Genomic DNA, 15752 nt, shown 5'->3' on the forward strand with positions numbered 1-15752 from the left:
CGGGGGGCGCTGTCAGGTGGTGGGGCGGCCGGGGCGGGGGGCGCTGTCAGGTGGTCAGGTGCTGACCTGGATCAGGGCGTGGGTGCCGCCCGTGCGCCACCGTCCGTCCTCCGCGGCGTCCAGGGCGGCCTCGGTGTCCTCGGACAGGCCGGTGATCACGTCGGACTTCAGGGTGCGCAGGGCGGCGACCGGGCCGGGGAAGTACGCGGTGACGTCCGCGAAGGGCGTCGTCGCGGGCCAGGGGCGGTCGCCCACGAGCCGGCGGTAGTTGAGGTCGCCCTTCGTGATCGTCGGGGTGGCCGCGGCGAACTCCGCGCGCAGGTCGTCCGGCATCCGGTCGTACGGCAGCGGGGCGGCGGCGAAGGGGTGGGCGCGGACGGTGAGGGTGCCGTCCGTCATCGCCGCCCACAGGCGCCGGCCGTAGGAGGCGGCCTCGCCCGGCGCGGCCGTCAGCCGGCGCAGTGCGTCGACGACGTCGGCCGTCGTGGCGTCGGAGACGTAGTACGGGCAGGGCTTGACGTGCAGGACCACGCGCGCGACGCGGCCGTGGGCGAGGAGGTGGGCGGCGAGGAGCAGGTCGGGGATCAGTTCGCGGCCCGCGTTGTCGGCGACCAGGCACAGGGTCCCGGTGGCGGGCCGGGCCGGGGCCAGCAGCGGGTGGAGGGCCTCGCTGTCGTCGGCGACCAGTGCGGGCGCGGCGGCGCGTTCCTCCGCCCCGGCGTCGGACAGCCGGAAGCCGAGGTCGGCGCGGTTGCCCCACAGCGAGCCGTGCAGCAGCGCCCGGCCCCGTTCCTCGACGGGGCGGGCGGCGAGTGCGTCGAGGGCGGCGAGTTCCTCGTCCGTCTCGGGGGCGTCGAGCTCGGCGAGCTTGGCCGGGCGGAACGGGTCGACGCCCTGCCACGGTCCGGGGCCGAAGTATCCGACGGCGTGCAGGAGCCGCCGGTAGAAGTAGCTCTCCGACCACAGCCACGGCACCTCGAACCAGGAGCGTCCCGCGTACGTGTCGAGCCCCCAGGCCCGCCACCGGTCCCGGTCGTGGGCGTCGGCGGGGAGTGGTTCGATCACGCCCTCGGTGCAGTTCGCCAGCAGGGCGTCCAGGGCGCGGTGGACGTCGGGTCCGTACGGGAGGGCGTCGCGTACCTGCCGGATGATCGCGGGGTGCCGTTCGGCCAGGACACCGTGGGGGAAGGAGCCGGGCTCGTCGCCGGTGAGCACGGGCGGGGCGGGGGTGTCGGGCATGCGGCTCACCGTAGCGGCTCGGCGGGCCGCCCCAGCGGGGGCGTACGGCGTCCGCGGCGCGTGACCCCCGGTCGGCGCCGCCAGGGAGGCCGCGCGCCATGAGGGCCCCACCACCTCCGACTCAGCCGCCAGCCCCCGCTCGCCCCTCCGGGTCACGCTCGTCCTGCCGGGCCCAAGCTCGCCCCGCTGGCCCGCGCTCGCCCTGCCGGCCCGCGCTCGCCCTGCCGGCCCGCGCTCGCCCTGCCGGCCCGCGCTCACCCTGCCGGCCCGCGCTCGCCCCGCTGGCCCGCGCTCGCCCTGCCGGGCCCACGCTCACCCTGCCGGGTCCCCCGGGATCACGCCCGCCCCACCGGATCCCGCCCGGTACCGCTCCCACGCCACCGGGGCGGCTGACCCGCCGTCAGCTTCCGCTCCCCCGCCGCCCGGGCGCCACCGCCCTGGCCCCCGGCTCACACCGCCGCCATGACCTCCCGCTCCAGCCGGACCGCGAGGGTCAGGTAGCGGGGGCGGCGCGGTACCGGGACGAGCCCGCGGATCAGGACGTGCCACATCTCGGCCATACGGCGCGGGAGGCGTGCGTTGGGTTCGCGGGAGCGGCCCACCACGCGGGTGCCGACGAAGAAACAGACCAGGGAGTGCGCGACCGCGTCCACGTCGACGTCCGGGTGGATGTCCGCCTCCCTGACCGCGCCCACCAGCCGCCGGGACACCAGGTCCAGCCACTCGGCGAAGGGGTGCGGCACGGGCGGCCGGACCAGCAGGCCTCCGGTGGCGAGCCGCAGGCCGGCGCGGGCCACGGGACCCTCCACCGACAGCCGGGCGATGGCGAAGGTGAGGCGCATCAGGGCTTCGAGGGAGGGGTAGCCCCGGCCGTCGATCTCGCCGGCCACCCTCAGGGAGGCCTGGGACTGCAACTCCATGATGGCGTGGGCGAGGTCCTCCTTGGCCGCGAAGTGGAAGTAGAGGGCCCCCTTGGTGACTTGGGCGTGCTCGACGATGTCACTCAGGCTGGTCGACTCGTAGCCGTGCCGGTCGAACAGGTCGGCCGCCGCCGTGATGATCGTCGCGCGGGTCTGTTCGGCACGTAGCTGCCTCGCCATCGACTGGATTCTCCCGGGCCGGTAAAGAACGGGTCACGCCGTTTGTTTCTTGCCCCTGGGACACAATAGCTCACCCTCATGCGGTGGCGACGAGGCATTCGAAGACGGCCGACTCGCCCTGCGTTCCGAGGACTTGCACATCCGTTCCCTGTCCTCCCTTCGCTTCGATCCATACCGGTTCGTCCAGTTCCGCGTACCGGTGGAAGCGCGCGTGGTAGGCGATCGGCGCCCGCGCGGGGTCCATTCTCAGCCAGGCCGCCTGGCGGGCGCTCTCCAGCAGCAGCATTCCGGGGACGTGATCGAGGGGGTGGTCGAAGAAAACGGGGTGTGCGGTATCTACCCTCAGCTGCCGGCGGTCGGGCCGGCCGGTGGCGGCCAGGACCACGTCCGAGGGCAGGGCGCGCCCGACGACGCCGGCGGGCAGGCCCGCCGGCACGGGTACGGCGGTCACGGCGTCCGGGGTGCGGCCGCCGCGGAGCCTGCGGTAGACCGGCCCGCCGACGCACATGAAGGCGACGTCGGCGGTGGCGACACGCTCGCCCTCGCGCAGGACGTGCGCGGTGTAGCGGGCGGAGGCGGGGCGGCGGCCGCGGTACCGGACGTCGGTGAAGACGACGTCGACCCGCGGCTCCGCGGGCAGCGCGCCCACCGCCAACTGCGCGGGAACCGTGCGGATTTGGAACTCCTGGAGCACGAACTGGTGGTCCAGGGGCACGCCGTACTCGGCATGGGTGATCAGCGTGCCGCTCTGCCGGATCGTCTCGACGACGAGGAGCGGGTCGTACGCGGACCAGTCGGACGACACGTGCAGTCCGTGCGCCCGGGGCCACTGGGCGGTGACCGAGAAGCGGTCGGCCCCGGTGCGCCGCCAGCCGGTGAGGAGCGTCTCGGCGACGGCGGCGCGGTGGACGAGTTGGCGTGGCACGGTTGCCGTCAGGGCGGGGGCGTCGGCAAGCTGCCGCGGTCGAGTCATGTCTCTCCCTACGGTCCCCCGAAGGCCACGGCAGACGGCGAACCGCCCGCTCCGGTGAGCGTTAGAGTACGAGGCGACCGGTTTGTTTTCAATGAGATCAGTCGACGGCATCCTATGATCGGGCTGAAACCGCGCGTGATCGCGGGAAGGTGTCGTCTCGGCGCCGTGAAGGGGCTCTTATGGCGAAACAGGAGCGCGCGATCAGGACGCGCAGGGCGATCCTGGAAGCGGCCGGCGCGGTCTTCGACGAGCACGGCTACACGTCCACCACGATCGCGATGGTCCTGGAGCGCGCCGAAGTCACCAAGGGCGCCCTGTACTTCCACTTCGCGTCGAAGGAGTCCCTCGCCCAGGCGGTGCTCGACGAGCAGGTCCCCTTCGGTGCGGTCCCGCCGCAGCCCTGCAAGTTGCAGGAGATCGTCGACATGACGTTCGTGGTGGGCCAACGGCTGCTGAGCAACGCGCTGTTGCGGGGCAGCGTACGGCTGGCGGTGGACCAGGAGACCCCGTCCGGCATCGACCACGGCGAGCCGTTCCGGCAGTGGGCCGAGGCGCTGACCGAGCTGCTGGAGCTGGCCCGGGAACGCGGCGAGCTGCTGCCGACGGTGCGGCCGCGGGAGACGGTGGAGTTGCTGGTGGGCGCCTTCACCGGGATCCAGTTGATGTCCCGGGCCCTGACCGACCGCGCCGACCTCGCCGGACGGCTGTCGGTCCTGTGGGCGCACATCCTGCCGAGCATCGCGGTGCCCGGTCTGCTCCCCGGCCTCGACGCCCGGGCCGACCGGGGGGAACGCGTGCTGGCCTCGCTGGAGCGGGCGGCTTCCTGAGGACGTGCTCCCGGCTCCCTCGAGGGCTCGTGGCGCTCACAGGGCTCCTCACGGGGCTCGCGAGGCGGTGAACGCGCCGGGCCGGTGGGCCGTACTGCACGGCAGACCGTTCCCGCGCCGGCCGAGGAGACGTCCCCGATGCCCCGCACGACCGCACGCCGGACCGCCGCCCTGGCGGTCGCCGCCCTGACCCCGCTGCCGGCGGTGCTGTGGGGCGCGGGCCCCGCGCAGGCGCACGGCGCGCCCACCGATCCGGTCAGCCGGGTGTACGCCTGCTCCCCCGACGGCGGCGCGCCGTCCCGGTCCGCGGCCTGCCGGGCCGCCGTCGCGGCCAACGGCGCCCCCTTCACGGCCTGGGACAACCTGCGGATCGCGGACGTCGACGGCCGTGACCGGCGGGTCGTGCCCGACGGGCAGTTGTGCAGCGGCGGCCTGTCCGCCTACCAGGGCCTCGACCTCGCCCGCGCCGACTGGCCGTCGACCCGGCTGACGCCGGGCGGGACGCTGCGGATGACGTACGTCTCGACGATCCCGCACACCGGCACCTTCAAGCTGTACCTGACGACCCAGGGCTACGATCCCACGCAGCCGCTGACCTGGGACGATCTACCGGCGCGCCCGTTCGCCGAGGTCAGGGACCCGGCGATGACGGACGGCGCCTACCGCATCACGGCGACGCTGCCCGCCGACCGGACGGGACGTCAGGTGCTGTACACGGTCTGGCAGAACAGCAGCACCCCGGACACGTACTACTCGTGCTCCGACGTGGTCTTCCCGGAGGCGCCGGCGAAGACCTCCGCGCCGTCGGCCGCCACACCGTCGGCCACCGCACCGTCGGCCTCCGCGGTGGCCGCGACGCCGGGGCGTCCGACCGGCAGCCCGTCGGCCCCGGCCGCCTCCGGCGCGCCGGAGGCGGCCTCCGCGTCTGCCGGCCGGACGGCGGACGCGGAGGCCGCCTCCTCGGCCGTACCCGCCGGTGCCCCGGCGGCGGAGGCCACCGGGGCGGGTGCGGGGCCGTCCGCGCCGCTGCTGGCGGGCGGCGCCGGTGCGGTGCTGCTGCTCACCGGCGGTGCCGCCCTGGTGCTGCGCCTGCGGCGGCGCTGAGTCCGGCCGGACGGCGCCCGGCCCGTTCGCCGGGCGCCGGATCCGGCCGGACGGTGCTCAGTTGACGGTGACGGCCAGGCCGCCGGTGGTCACCGGGGAGTAGTTGGCCGTGAAGTAGGCGTTGGAGAAGCAGAGCGTCGAACCGGACAGCTTGGTGAACGGCTGGGCGCTGAAGGCGATGCTGTTGCCGCTCGCCGTGCCCGTCAGGCTGGGTCCCTCGTAGACGCAGCTGACGCTGCCCAGCAGGGTGCTCAGGACGACGGTCGTGCGGATGTTGGAGCCGGAGGGCGGGGTCACGGAGAGGGCTCCGCCGGAGGACACGGCCGCGGTGTACGGCAGGTTGTTGACCGTGATGCTGGTGACGCCGAGCACACCGACGACGTTCGAGGTGCAGCCGGTGAAGGTCTGCGCGGTGAGCGACTCGGTGGCGGTGCCGGGTGCGGTGGGGTTGGCGGTGACGGTGGCGGAGAAGCTGGACGAGGTGCACGAGACACCGCTGGTGCCGGTGGCGCTGGAGTAGAAGGTGGCGTTGGTGCCGCTGGCCAGGGACGCGCTGAGGACGCTGCCGACGGCGACGTCGCCGCCCGTGGTGGTGAGCACCGCGCCGGCCGCGGAGGCGGGGGTGACCGCCGTCAGGGAAAGGGCGGTGACGATACCGGCGGCGGCGAGGAGTGAGCGGATGCGCATGCGGGTGCCTCTCTTCTTGTGTGGGGTTGCGTGCGAGAGATGCGATGGCGCTGGGGGCGCACGGGTGGGGGGTTCGGCGCACTGGTGAGGGTGGTGGTCCCGGGGCGCGTCCCGCGTCCGCCGGTGCCGGCCCGTGACGCCTTCTCCGTACGTGACGGGCCGACAGCGGAAACGGCGTCGGACGCGGCCGGCAGGGGGGAAGCGGCCGTGGCGGCGCCTTGGAGAGATCGGACTCGGGGCGCGTGCGGCCCGTGCTGGATGCCCGGGCTGATGTACCCGTACTGGCGGGCGGCCCGGCCGCCGGCGAACGGCGGCCGGGCCTTGGGTCCGGGAGCGCGGACGGTGTCGCCGCGCGGCGGATCCGGCGCCACGGATCCGGGCTTGAGCCACGAGAGTTGTAAACCTGATGTTTCGTCAGAGTCAAGCAGTTGAACGGAAGTTGATGGAACGACGGATAGGTGCGACCGGGGCGGGGACGAGTCGCCGCGCAGGTGACACAGAAGGGACACCGTTTTTCCACATCTCCCTTGACCCCTTGGTGTAACCATCGGTAACTTCCGAACTGGCTACTGCCGCGTAACGTGAAAGCCCGCGTGGCTTCCGGGAGTTGCGAGGAGACGTGCGCGGCAGCCGCTGTCCGCGCCAGGACAACGCGCCACTGATGCCCGACACGCAAGACTTTTGCCACTGGGAGCAGTTATGGCCTCGTCCCCGGACGTCACGACGTCCGCCGACAACACCCCCGAGAACCCGGACAGCGGTTCCGCAGACAGACACGGCAGGGTCCGGCTGCGCCGGGCCGCCGTGATGGCGGTGCCGGCGACCGTCGTCGCCGCGACGCTCGCCGTCCTCACCGCCCAGGGAGCGCTGGGCGTGCAGTTCGCGATCTCCGGCATGCCGTTCGTGGTCACCGCCGACAAGCTCGAAGGCGACGGCTTCGCACAGTTCGGCTCGCTGGACCACATGATCGAGAACAGCCCCAACCAGGGCGACACCGGCGGTCAGGTGCTCGTCGTCACCTCGGTGGTGAAGAACGGCAAGCTGACCAACCTCTGCCAGAGCGTCGACCTCGGCGGCATCCAGCTCGTCCTCACCGCCGGCGACAAGGACACCAAGGTCAGCGTGGAGAACCTGGCCATCGACTCCGACGACATCACCGGCAACGCCTCGTTCGACAACATCGAGATCGGCCGCGACGCCAGCACCTTCGACAAGGTCGACACCCGCGGCAACCCGGGCGTCTACGGCCAGCAGGCCGAGAAGGTCGTCATCACCGACCTGTACCAGCACAACTACGCCGCCACCGCGGCCGTCTTCAAACTGCCCGACCTGCACATGAGGTTCGGGAGCAAGGGTTGCCCGCAGTGACCCGCTTCCGGCGGTGGAGAGGGCGGCGGCCCTTCGCCGGCGGGCTGCTGCTGGTCCTGGGCGGCGCGGAGATCCTGGTGACCATGAAGGCTCCGCTGCCGGTCATCCTGCACATCGGGATGCAGGGCCTGGCGGGATACCTCCTGCCGACCCTGATGCTGCTGGTCGGGCTGCTGATCCTGTTCAATCCGTCGCAGCGCCTCTTCTACTCGATCATCGGCGTCCTGCTCTCGCTGGGCACCTGGCTCACCTCCAACCTCGGGGGCTTCCTCATCGGCCTGCTCCTCGGGGCCGTGGGCAGTTGTCTGGCCTTCGGCTGGCTCCCCGACCAGGAGCCGCGCCGGAGCCGTCGACGGCGCCGCAAGGAGGCGCGGGCCGCCGCCCAGCCAAGGACCGGCACGGAGACGCTTCCGCTGCCGAGCGCGGGCGAACCCGCCTGAGCGCGCTGCCGCCGGGGCCGGGTGCCGGGGCCGTACGATCCGCCGACCGGCGATCGTCCCGCCCGCACCCGGCTCCCGGCGGCGCCCGGCGGTCACACCGCCCGGATACGGCACCCCCTGCCCGCCACCCGCCACCCGGCGGTCACACCAGCCGGCCCCGTCCCCCGCCACCGGGGGGGCACACCATCCAGCCCCGTCCCCCGCCGCCGGGGGGCACACCATCCGGCCCGGCCGCCCGCCGCCGCCACCCGGCGGTCACACCGCCCGGAGCCGGCGCCGGCGCCCGCGCGCATCGGGGCCCGGGGAGCCGACGGTCCGGTGGTCCGGCGCCCGGCCGGCCCTGACGCTCGCTCACCTCACCTGCGGCGCAGGCCTCCTCGCCCACGGACGTCCTCTCGCATCACAATGCGGCAGCGGCACCTCACCCCTAGTGGTTGTTCACTTGACTACCGGCGGTCACACGCGGTTGGCTCCGAGCCAGCGAAGCCTTTCACCGGTGCACCCCCTGGGTCCTGGCTCCGGCGGCGCTCGCGCCCGTCCCCCGCTCCGCCGTGCACACCGAGGTGCAGCCCCCCATGAACACTCCCCTCCCCGCCCGCCGCTCGCCGGGTTCCCGCACACCCGCGCGGCTCGCCGCCCTGGCCGCGGCCTGCTGTCTGCTCCTGGCCGGCTGCTCCGACACGTCGTCCGGGGCGCGGTCGGCGGACCGGACCGGCGACCGGATCAGGATCGCCCTGGTCACCCACGGCGGGAACGGGGACGCCTTCTGGGAACTGGTGCGCAAGGGCGCCGAGGCGGCGGCCGCCAAGGACGGGGTCGAGCTGACCTACGCGAGCGACGCCGACGCCGCCGGACAGGCCGAGCTGGTGCGGGACGCCGTCCGGGACGAGGTAGACGGCATCGCGGTGACCCTCGCCAAGCCGCAGGCGATGAAGGGCGCCGTGGCCGGGGCCGAGGCGGCGGGCATACCCGTGGTCGGCCTGAACTCCGGGATCGACGCCTGGCGTTCGACGGGCCTGCTGGAGTACTTCGGCCAGGACGAGAGCGTCGCCGGCCGCGCCGTCGGCGACAAGCTCGACGCCCTCGGCGCACGGCACGCCCTGTGCGTCATCCACGAGCGGGGCAACGTCGCCCTGGAGGCGCGCTGCGCCGGCGTGAAGAAGTCCTTCGCCGGCACGACCGAGATGCTCTACGTCGACGGAACCGACATGACCGCGATGACCACCGCCGTGACGGCCCGCCTCCGCCAGGAGCCCGGCATCGACGAGGTCGTCACCAACGGCGCCCAGTTCGCGCTCGCCGCGGTGCGGGCGGCCGGCACGGCGGACAGCGGGGCCGAGGTCGCCACCTTCGACCTCGACGAGGACCTGGTCGACGCCGTACGCGACGGCAGCGTGCAGTTCGCGGTGGACCAGCAGCCGTACCTCCAGGGGTACCTCGCCGTGGACGCGCTCTGGCTGTACCGGACCAACGGCAACGTCAGCGGCGGCGGGGTGGCACCCGTGCTGACCGGCCCGGCCTTCGTCACGAAGACCAACGTCGCCGAGGTCGCGCGCTTCGCCGCCGCCGGAACCCGCTGAACCCGCTGAACCCGCTGACACCGGGCGCCCGCACCGCCCGTACCACCGGGATCCGGCCCGCCCGGATCCGGCCCTCTCCCCCCGTCGCTCCCCGCTCCCCGCTCCCCGCCCAAGGACGACCATGCCTCCACGGACAGGTGCCCGGCGCCGCCGCCGTCTCGGCTCCATACGTCTCTCCCTGATCCTCCTGGCGCTGGTGCCCGGCGTCACCCTCACCGCCATGTGGGGCGTGACGACGATCCAGATGTTCTCGGAAGGGCTCCGGCTGCGCGCGCAGACCGAACTGAGCCGGTCGACCGGCGCCATGGGCACCGAGGCGACGCTCGCGCTCCAGCAGGAGCGCAGCCTGTCGGCCGTGTGGCTGGCCGATCCCGACGGTTCCCGGGCCCCGCTGGAGGCCCAGCGCAGGCGGACGGACGCGGCGGTCGCCCAGTTGGTGACCCGGGCCGACGACATCCAGCAGGCGCCCGCCCGGGTGCGGGACCGGATGTACTCGGTCGTCGCCTCCGTGGGCAGTCTGGAGTACTACCGGGGCCAGGTGGACGATCCCACCGACATCACCGCCGCGCAGGCACTGGACCAGTACACGTCGATCATCGACGACCAGATCCACGCCTTCCAGGAGCTCTCGCAGGTCGACGACGGCGACCTCACCTCGCAGGCCGGACCGCTGGTCGCCCTGGAGCACGCGGCCGAACTGGTCTCCGAGGAGGACCTGTACCTCACCCTGGCCGGGCCGGAGCGGCGGATGGACGAGGAGCAGTGGGCCGCGTTCGCCGAGACGGTGCACGCGCGCCGCTGGATCGTGCGGGACCAGATCGTCCCCCTGCTCACCGGGGACGCCAAGACCCAGACCGAAAGGATTCTGGGGAGCGAGGAGTGGCAGACCCTCGAGGCCGTCGAGGACAAGGTGCTCGCGGCGCGCGCGGAACGGCGCGGGAACGGCGACATCGCCCTGCCGGACGTGCGGAAGGAGTGGCGGGCCGCGCTCATCGAGGTGTCCGACCAGTACGCGGAGCTGATCCGTCGGCAGACCACGGCGCTGCTGCGGGACAGCGCCGACGAGGCGAGCGCGCTGCTGGTCACGGCCGCGTCCCTGAGCGCCGGCGGGCTCGTCGCGCTGCTGCTGTGCGTCGGCATGTCCTGGCGGATCACCCGCTCGCTGCTGCGGCGGCTGCGCGGCCTGCACAGGGCCACCCTGAGCCTGGCGCACGAACGCCTCCCGGACGTGGTGGCCCGGCTGGACCGGGGAGAGACTGTCGACGTGGACTCGGCGACCCCTCCGCTGGACTACGGCGGCGACGAACTCGGGCAGGTGGCGGCGGCGTTCAACACGGCGCAGCGCACCGCCGTGCACACGACGGTCGAACTCGCCGACACCCGGCGCGGTTTCCAGAAGGTCATCCTGGGCATCGCCCGGCAGAGCCAGAACCTGGTCAACCTCCAGCTCAGCAAGCTCGACGCGCTCGAACGCCGGCACCAGGACCCGGAGGTCCTCCAGGGTCTCTACGAACTCGACTCCACGGCGAGCCAGTTGCGCCGCTACGAGGAGAACCTCGTCATCATCAGCGGCGGCCGGCCCGGACGCAGCTGGTCGGAGCCGGTGGCGCTCATCGACATCCTGCGCAGCGCCGTCGGCGAGGTCGCCGAGTACCGGCGGGTGGAGGTGCAGACCGAGGAGGAGGTGTCCGTCGCCCCGCCCGCCGTGGCGGACCTGATCCACCTGCTGGCGGAGCTCATCGACAACGCGACCACCTACTCGGCCGCGCCGAGCCCGGTCGTGGTGCGTGCCGTGCTGGTGGCCCGGGGTCTGGCGATCGAGGTGGAGGACCGCGGTCTGGGCCTGTCCGAGGAGGACTACGCCTCGTTCAACGCGCAGTTGGCGGTGTCCCCGCAGTTCGACGTGGTGGCGCTCGCCGACGACCTGCGGCTGGGCATGTTCGTCATCGCCCGGCTGGCCACCCGGCACGGCATCGCGGTGACCCTGCGCCCTTCCCCGTACGGCGGCACCACCGCGATCGTGCTGGTCCCGCACGACATCGTGGTCCCCGGGTGCCCCGACCCCGAGCCCCCGGCGACCGGGGTCTCCCGCGCGGCGACGCCCCCGGCGACCGCCACGGCCCGGCGTCTCCCCGGACCGGACCCGGACGGCCCGGCCACCGCCCACGACTCGCCGGCCGCGCGGAACGGCGCGCGCGGCACGGCGGCGGACAAGGTGCCGGACAGGGAGGCAGACAGGGAGGCGGACAGGGTGACGGCCAGGGTGACGGCCGCGGCCCCGGCCGGGGCGGGGCCCGACCGCCTCGCCCGCCCCGACCACCCCGGCGGCCTCGCCCCGCTGCCCCGCCGGGTGCCGCAGACCAGCCTCGCCGACGAGTTGCGCGAGGCGCCCGGGCCCCCCGAGGCGGACGGCGGCCCCGACGACGACTTCACCGCGGAGCGCGCCGCCTCCTCCCTCGCCGGGTTCCAGCGCGGCACGCTGCGGGCGCGCGACGACCGCGGCACACCGCCGTCCGGCCCCGGGGAGACGCACCCCGGCGAGACGGCCGCCGCACCTGACCCGGGACCGCCGGTCACCGCCGCAGACCCCTCCCCGACACCGACCCCGACACCGCCCGCCGACCGCTGACCGCCGACCGCCGACCGCCGACCGCCGACCGCCGATGAAGGACACCGCGATGACACACCCCGCTCCCGCCACGAACACCCAGCTCGACCAGTTGCTCACCGGTCTGGTGGACCGGGTCGCCGACGTGCACCAGGCCGTCGTGCTCTCCGAGGACGGGCTGGTGGTCAGCAAGTCCACCGGGTTCCCCCGCGAGGACGCCGAACGGCTGGCGGCGACCGCGTCGGGCCTGATGAGCCTCAGCAAGGGCGTCAGCATTGACTTCCGTGGTGGTCCGGTGCGCCAGGCGCTCATCGAGATGGCCCACACCTACCTCATCCTCACGTCGGCCGGGCCGGGCGCCCATCTCGTCGTGCTCACCGGTTCGAAGGCGGACGTCGGCGTGGTGGCGTACCAGATGAACATGCTGGTGAAGAAGATCGGTGAGCACCTCAGCGCGGCGCCGCGGACCGGGATCGGTCCCGCCGTGCGCACCAACGGCGGGTGAGGTGAGCGGAGACGACGCAACGGGCCGGCTCGTCCGGCCCTTCACGCTCACCGGGGGGCGGACCCGGCCCAGCCGCGCCGACTTCACCCTCATCACGACGGTGACCGCGGTCGACCCGCCGCCCGAGCGGGCCACGCGGCCGCAGCCGGAGCACACCCGGATCCTGCGGCTGTGCGCCCGGCCGGTCGCCGTGGCGGAGCTCGCGGCCCGGCTGGACCTGCCGGTGAGCGTGGTCGTCATCATGCTCTGCGACCTGCTGGAGGCGGGCCTGATCACGGCCCGCCCGCCGCGTCCCCTCGGCGCCGCCTTGGACCTGGAGCTGTTGCAGAAAGTGAGGGACGGCCTTGGCCGCATCTGACGCCACCACCGGGACGGCCGGGACGCACGGCCCGGTCGCCGCGCCCGACACGGTGAAGATCCTCGTCGCCGGCGGGTTCGGCGTCGGCAAGACCACCCTGGTCGGGTCGGTCAGCGAGATCGCGCCGCTGCGCACGGAGGAGCCGCTGACCGTCGCCGGACTGGACGTCGACGACCTGAAGGGCATCGAGGAGAAGCGGACCACCACCGTGGCCCTCGACTTCGGGCGGATCACCATCGGCGGTGACCTGGTGCTGTACCTCTTCGGCACTCCGGGCCAGCAGCGGTTCTGGTTCATGTGGAACGACCTGGCCGTCGGCGCCCTGGGGGCGGTGGTGCTGATCGACGTACGCAGGCCGGAGTCCAGCTTCTCCGCGATCGACTTCTTCGAACGCCGCGGCATCCCCTTCGTCGTCGGGGTCAACGGCTTCCACGGCCTGCACCCCTACCCCGCGCAGGAGATCCGGGAGTCGCTGGCACTGCCCGCGGACGTTCCCGTGCTGCTGTGCGACGCGCGGGAGCGCGACTCGTGCCGGGACGTGCTGATCGCACTGATCGACCGGGTGATCGACCGGGTGATCGCGAGCGTCGCGCCCCCGCCGGGCACGGTGGACTGACCGCCGTCAGCGGGCCCCCGCGGCGCGCAGCACGGCGACCGTCTCCGGGTGGGGCTCCCTGCTCGCCCACTCCAGTGGCGTCATCCCCGTGCCCTGGTCCTCGCGCAGGCTCGGATCGGCGCCGTGGGCGAGGAGGGTGCGGACGGTGTCGGTGTGGCCCCAGGCGGCGGCCGCGCACAGGGGTGTTCCCTCCGCACCGGGTCCGGCGCTCTCGGCGTCGGGCGGCGCACCGGCGGCGAGCAGCCGTGCCGCGATCCCGGCGAACCCCTCGACCGACGCCAGGTACAGGGGTGTGGTGCCGTCGGCGTCCCCCGCCGCGGGGTCGGCCCCGGCCCGCAGCAGCACGTCGACCTCGGCGGTGTCGCCGCACATGGCCGCCGCCACGAGACGCCGCGTCAGTTTCTTCTGTCTGCGTCTGTTCACGCTCTCCTCCGTCCTCCCCTTCTCACGCGTTCACCTGTGTCCCGTCACAACCGCGCCAGCCGCGGCAGCAGTTCGGCGGCCGCCGTCACGTCCGCGGTCAGCGGGCGGTCGTCCAGTCCGTCGGGCAGGGCGGCGTCCGCCACGGTGAAGGCGGCGACCGGCGGCCGCACCGGATGCAGCCGCAACGCCCGTACGGCGACGACGAGTTCGCAGGCCAGGACGGTGGCGTAGGCGTCGGTCGCGCGCAGCAGCTGGCGGGCGGCCTGGCCCGCGAAGCCGGCGGCCTCCTCCAGGCCGTGCGAGAGGACGGCGTGCCCCGTGGAGGCGGGGGCCGCGCACGCCCGCAGCTCCGCGAGCGCGGAGTTGGCGGTGTACTCCAGGATCATCGTGCCCGAACTGCTCGCGGGGCCCGCCGCGAGGAACGCGGGCAGACCGGTCAGCCGGGGGTCGCCGAGCGCCGCCAGGCGGGCGGCGGAGAGCTGGGCGGTCTGGAGCAGGGCGAGGCCGGCGGCCTCCACGGCCAGGCCGAGCGGTGCGGCGAAGAAGCCGCCGTGGTGGTAGGCCGCGGTGCCGTCGGGCATCACGACGGGGTTCTCCGAGGCGCAGTTGATCTCCACCTCGACGACCTCGCGCAGCCTGTCGCCGGCGTCGAGCGCACAACCGTGGACCTGGGGGAACGCCCGGAAGCCGTACGGGTCCTGGATACGGCGACCCGGTCCGGCCGGGCGGTCGGGCAGCCCCAGCAGCCGCCGTACCTCACCGGCGGCGCGGGCGGCGCCCGGGTAGGGCCGCAGGGCGTGCACGGGTGCGGCGTACGCCTCTGCCGCACCGGAGACCCCGGCGAGGGACAGAGCGGCCACGGCGTGCGTGGCCCGCAGCAGCACGTCGAGCGCGTGCCGGCCGAGCGCGGCCTGCGCCAGCGCCAGGGCGTTGCTGCTGAGGAGCGCGAGGGCGTCTCCGGGGCGCAGGGTGACGGGGGCGGGGAGACGGGCCGACGAGGTGTCAGGGGCGGGGAGACCGGTCGGCGGGGCATCGGGGGCGGGGAGACCGGTCGGCGGGGCATCGGGGGCGAGGGCGAGGGGACGGGCCGACGAGGTGCCGGTCCCGTTGTCCGGCCGGGCGACCGGAGCACCGTCGCCGCCGCCGACCGGTTCGTTCCCGGTGCCCGTGTCCGTGCCCGTACCAGTGTCCGCCTCCCCGACCGCTCCGTCCGGTGTCCGGCCGACCGGGCCCGGGCCCCGGCGGTCGGCCGGGCGGCTGTCCAGCCAGTCGTACAGACCCGCGGTGGGACGGCCGTCGAGGAGGCCGTCCGGGGCGTCCGCCGGGCCGCCGACCGGACCGCCGACCGGACCGCCGGACCGTCGGCTCTCCGGGCGGCCGTCCAGCCAGGGCCGTTCGCCGATCAGGGTCAGGCCCGTCTGGGCCAGGGCCGTGAGGTCGCCGGTGCCGACGGCACCGTACTCGTTGACGGCCGGGTGGACGCCCAGGCGCAGCGCCTCGGTGAGCGCGTCGACGAAGGAGGGGTGGATGCCGGAACCGCCGGCCAGGAGCTGGTTGGCGCGGATCGCGAGCATCGCGCGGACCTGTCGGGCGGGGAGGAGGGCGCCCGCGCCGCCGGCGTGGCTGCGCAGGAGCCGCAGGCCGTGCGCCGACTCGTCGTCGGCGTCGACGGTCACCGCGCGGTGGGCGCCGACGCCGGTGCCGCGGCCGTAGAGCCGGCCGGCGGCGGCCAGCCGCTGGGCGGTGTGCCAGGAACGGGCGGCCCGCTCGCGGGCCTCGGGGGCCACCGCGGGCACGGCCTCACCGTCGGCGAGCGCGATCAGCCCGCCGACGGTGAGGGTGGTGCCGTTCAGGACGACCCGGATGTCCTCCGGTGCGGGAGGGACCCGGGCCGGTCCGGGTTCCGTCGTGTCCAACCTGCGTA

Annotated in this window: 15 protein-coding genes; 9 read left to right on the plus strand and 6 right to left on the minus strand. The window is 74.3% G+C overall.

The features are described 5' to 3' along the window. Positions 1–54: 54 nt before the first annotated feature. The 3 genes from ACFYWQ_RS11905 to ACFYWQ_RS11915 all read right to left on the minus strand — a co-directional run bounded on the left by ACFYWQ_RS11905 (position 55) and on the right by ACFYWQ_RS11915 (position 3312). Positions 55–1239 carry a damage-control phosphatase ARMT1 family protein gene (locus ACFYWQ_RS11905; protein WP_389515291.1) on the minus strand — a complete coding sequence of 395 codons (1185 nt, stop codon included), beginning with the start codon at positions 1237–1239 and terminating at the stop codon, positions 55–57. Positions 1240–1688: 449 nt separating this feature from the next. Next, a complete protein-coding gene (locus ACFYWQ_RS11910; RefSeq protein ID WP_389515293.1) occupies positions 1689–2339 on the minus strand; it encodes a ScbR family autoregulator-binding transcription factor in 651 nt (216 codons plus the stop codon). A gap of 76 nt (positions 2340–2415) precedes the next feature. Then, entirely contained in the window at positions 2416–3312 is an 897-nt protein-coding gene (locus ACFYWQ_RS11915) for a ScbA/BarX family gamma-butyrolactone biosynthesis protein (RefSeq protein WP_389515295.1), read from the minus strand. A 179-nt stretch (positions 3313–3491) separates the two neighbouring features. Here ACFYWQ_RS11915 and ACFYWQ_RS11920 point away from each other — a divergent pair, with 179 nt between their 5' ends. Together ACFYWQ_RS11920 and ACFYWQ_RS11925 are read left to right on the plus strand one after the other, a co-directional pair. After that, the gene (locus ACFYWQ_RS11920) at positions 3492–4139 is read left to right on the plus strand and encodes a ScbR family autoregulator-binding transcription factor (protein ID WP_389515297.1); all 648 of its coding nucleotides are present in this window, start codon (positions 3492–3494) and stop codon (positions 4137–4139) included. 138 nt (positions 4140–4277) lie between these two features. Further along, positions 4278–5243 carry a lytic polysaccharide monooxygenase gene (locus ACFYWQ_RS11925; RefSeq protein WP_389515298.1) on the plus strand — a complete coding sequence of 322 codons (966 nt, stop codon included), beginning with the start codon at positions 4278–4280 and terminating at the stop codon, positions 5241–5243. A gap of 57 nt (positions 5244–5300) precedes the next feature. On the opposite strand, the gene ACFYWQ_RS11930 is transcribed toward ACFYWQ_RS11925, so the two are convergent. After that, entirely contained in the window at positions 5301–5930 is a 630-nt protein-coding gene (locus ACFYWQ_RS11930) for a Tat pathway signal sequence domain protein (protein ID WP_389515300.1), read from the minus strand. A gap of 699 nt (positions 5931–6629) precedes the next feature. Here ACFYWQ_RS11930 and ACFYWQ_RS11935 point away from each other — a divergent pair. The 7 genes from ACFYWQ_RS11935 to ACFYWQ_RS11965 all read left to right on the plus strand — a co-directional run bounded on the left by ACFYWQ_RS11935 (position 6630) and on the right by ACFYWQ_RS11965 (position 13405). Then, positions 6630–7298, plus strand: a complete 669-nt coding sequence (locus ACFYWQ_RS11935; RefSeq protein ID WP_389515302.1) for a DUF6230 family protein — start codon at positions 6630–6632, stop codon at positions 7296–7298. Continuing rightward, complete coding sequence (locus tag ACFYWQ_RS11940) at positions 7295–7738, plus strand: DUF6114 domain-containing protein (protein ID WP_389515939.1); 444 nt, start codon at positions 7295–7297, stop codon at positions 7736–7738. The genes ACFYWQ_RS11935 and ACFYWQ_RS11940 overlap by 4 nt, the downstream gene beginning before the upstream one ends. Before the next feature lie 575 nt (positions 7739–8313). Further along, positions 8314–9318: a substrate-binding domain-containing protein gene (locus ACFYWQ_RS11945; RefSeq protein ID WP_389515303.1), complete on the plus strand. Its 1005-nt coding sequence runs from the start codon at positions 8314–8316 to the stop codon at positions 9316–9318. Positions 9319–9439: 121 nt separating this feature from the next. Next, on the plus strand, positions 9440–11947 hold the full coding sequence (locus ACFYWQ_RS11950; RefSeq protein WP_389515306.1) for a nitrate- and nitrite sensing domain-containing protein: 2508 nt from the start codon (positions 9440–9442) through the stop codon (positions 11945–11947). Positions 11948–11996: 49 nt separating this feature from the next. Then, entirely contained in the window at positions 11997–12431 is a 435-nt protein-coding gene (locus ACFYWQ_RS11955) for a roadblock/LC7 domain-containing protein (protein WP_389515308.1), read from the plus strand. Between the two features lies 1 nt (position 12432). Further along, positions 12433–12789 carry a DUF742 domain-containing protein gene (locus ACFYWQ_RS11960; RefSeq protein WP_389515310.1) on the plus strand — a complete coding sequence of 119 codons (357 nt, stop codon included), beginning with the start codon at positions 12433–12435 and terminating at the stop codon, positions 12787–12789. Continuing rightward, positions 12776–13405, plus strand: a complete 630-nt coding sequence (locus ACFYWQ_RS11965) for an ATP/GTP-binding protein (RefSeq protein ID WP_389515311.1) — start codon at positions 12776–12778, stop codon at positions 13403–13405. The genes ACFYWQ_RS11960 and ACFYWQ_RS11965 overlap by 14 nt, the downstream gene beginning before the upstream one ends. Positions 13406–13411: 6 nt before the next feature. Here the strand turns inward: ACFYWQ_RS11965 and ACFYWQ_RS11970 are convergent, their stop codons facing one another. Together ACFYWQ_RS11970 and ACFYWQ_RS11975 are read right to left on the minus strand one after the other, a co-directional pair. Continuing rightward, complete coding sequence (locus tag ACFYWQ_RS11970; RefSeq protein ID WP_389515313.1) at positions 13412–13828, minus strand: ankyrin repeat domain-containing protein; 417 nt, start codon at positions 13826–13828, stop codon at positions 13412–13414. Positions 13829–13872: 44 nt separating this feature from the next. Beyond that, positions 13873–15744, minus strand: a complete 1872-nt coding sequence (locus ACFYWQ_RS11975; protein ID WP_389515315.1) for an aromatic amino acid ammonia-lyase — start codon at positions 15742–15744, stop codon at positions 13873–13875. Between the last annotated feature and the right edge of the window lie 8 nt (positions 15745–15752).

It is taken from the genome of Streptomyces sp. NPDC003247, from assembly GCF_042888135.1.
In the GTDB taxonomy this organism is placed as follows: Bacteria; Actinomycetota; Actinomycetes; order Streptomycetales; family Streptomycetaceae; genus Streptomyces.

What these genes read in the sequence shown, in the direction of transcription:
- ACFYWQ_RS11905 (WP_389515291.1), bottom strand. Translation starts at nt 1,239, where the DNA reads ATGCCCGACACCCCCGCCCCGCCCGTGCTCACCGGCGACGAGCCCGGC.
- ACFYWQ_RS11910 (WP_389515293.1), bottom strand. Translation starts at nt 2,339, where the DNA reads ATGGCGAGGCAGCTACGTGCCGAACAGACCCGCGCGACGATCATCACG.
- ACFYWQ_RS11915 (WP_389515295.1), bottom strand. Translation starts at nt 3,312, where the DNA reads ATGACTCGACCGCGGCAGCTTGCCGACGCCCCCGCCCTGACGGCAACC.
- ACFYWQ_RS11920 (WP_389515297.1), top strand. Translation starts at nt 3,492, where the DNA reads ATGGCGAAACAGGAGCGCGCGATCAGGACGCGCAGGGCGATCCTGGAA.
- ACFYWQ_RS11925 (WP_389515298.1), top strand. Translation starts at nt 4,278, where the DNA reads ATGCCCCGCACGACCGCACGCCGGACCGCCGCCCTGGCGGTCGCCGCC.
- ACFYWQ_RS11930 (WP_389515300.1), bottom strand. Translation starts at nt 5,930, where the DNA reads ATGCGCATCCGCTCACTCCTCGCCGCCGCCGGTATCGTCACCGCCCTT.
- ACFYWQ_RS11935 (WP_389515302.1), top strand. Translation starts at nt 6,630, where the DNA reads ATGGCCTCGTCCCCGGACGTCACGACGTCCGCCGACAACACCCCCGAG.
- ACFYWQ_RS11945 (WP_389515303.1), top strand. Translation starts at nt 8,314, where the DNA reads ATGAACACTCCCCTCCCCGCCCGCCGCTCGCCGGGTTCCCGCACACCC.
- ACFYWQ_RS11950 (WP_389515306.1), top strand. Translation starts at nt 9,440, where the DNA reads ATGCCTCCACGGACAGGTGCCCGGCGCCGCCGCCGTCTCGGCTCCATA.
- ACFYWQ_RS11955 (WP_389515308.1), top strand. Translation starts at nt 11,997, where the DNA reads ATGACACACCCCGCTCCCGCCACGAACACCCAGCTCGACCAGTTGCTC.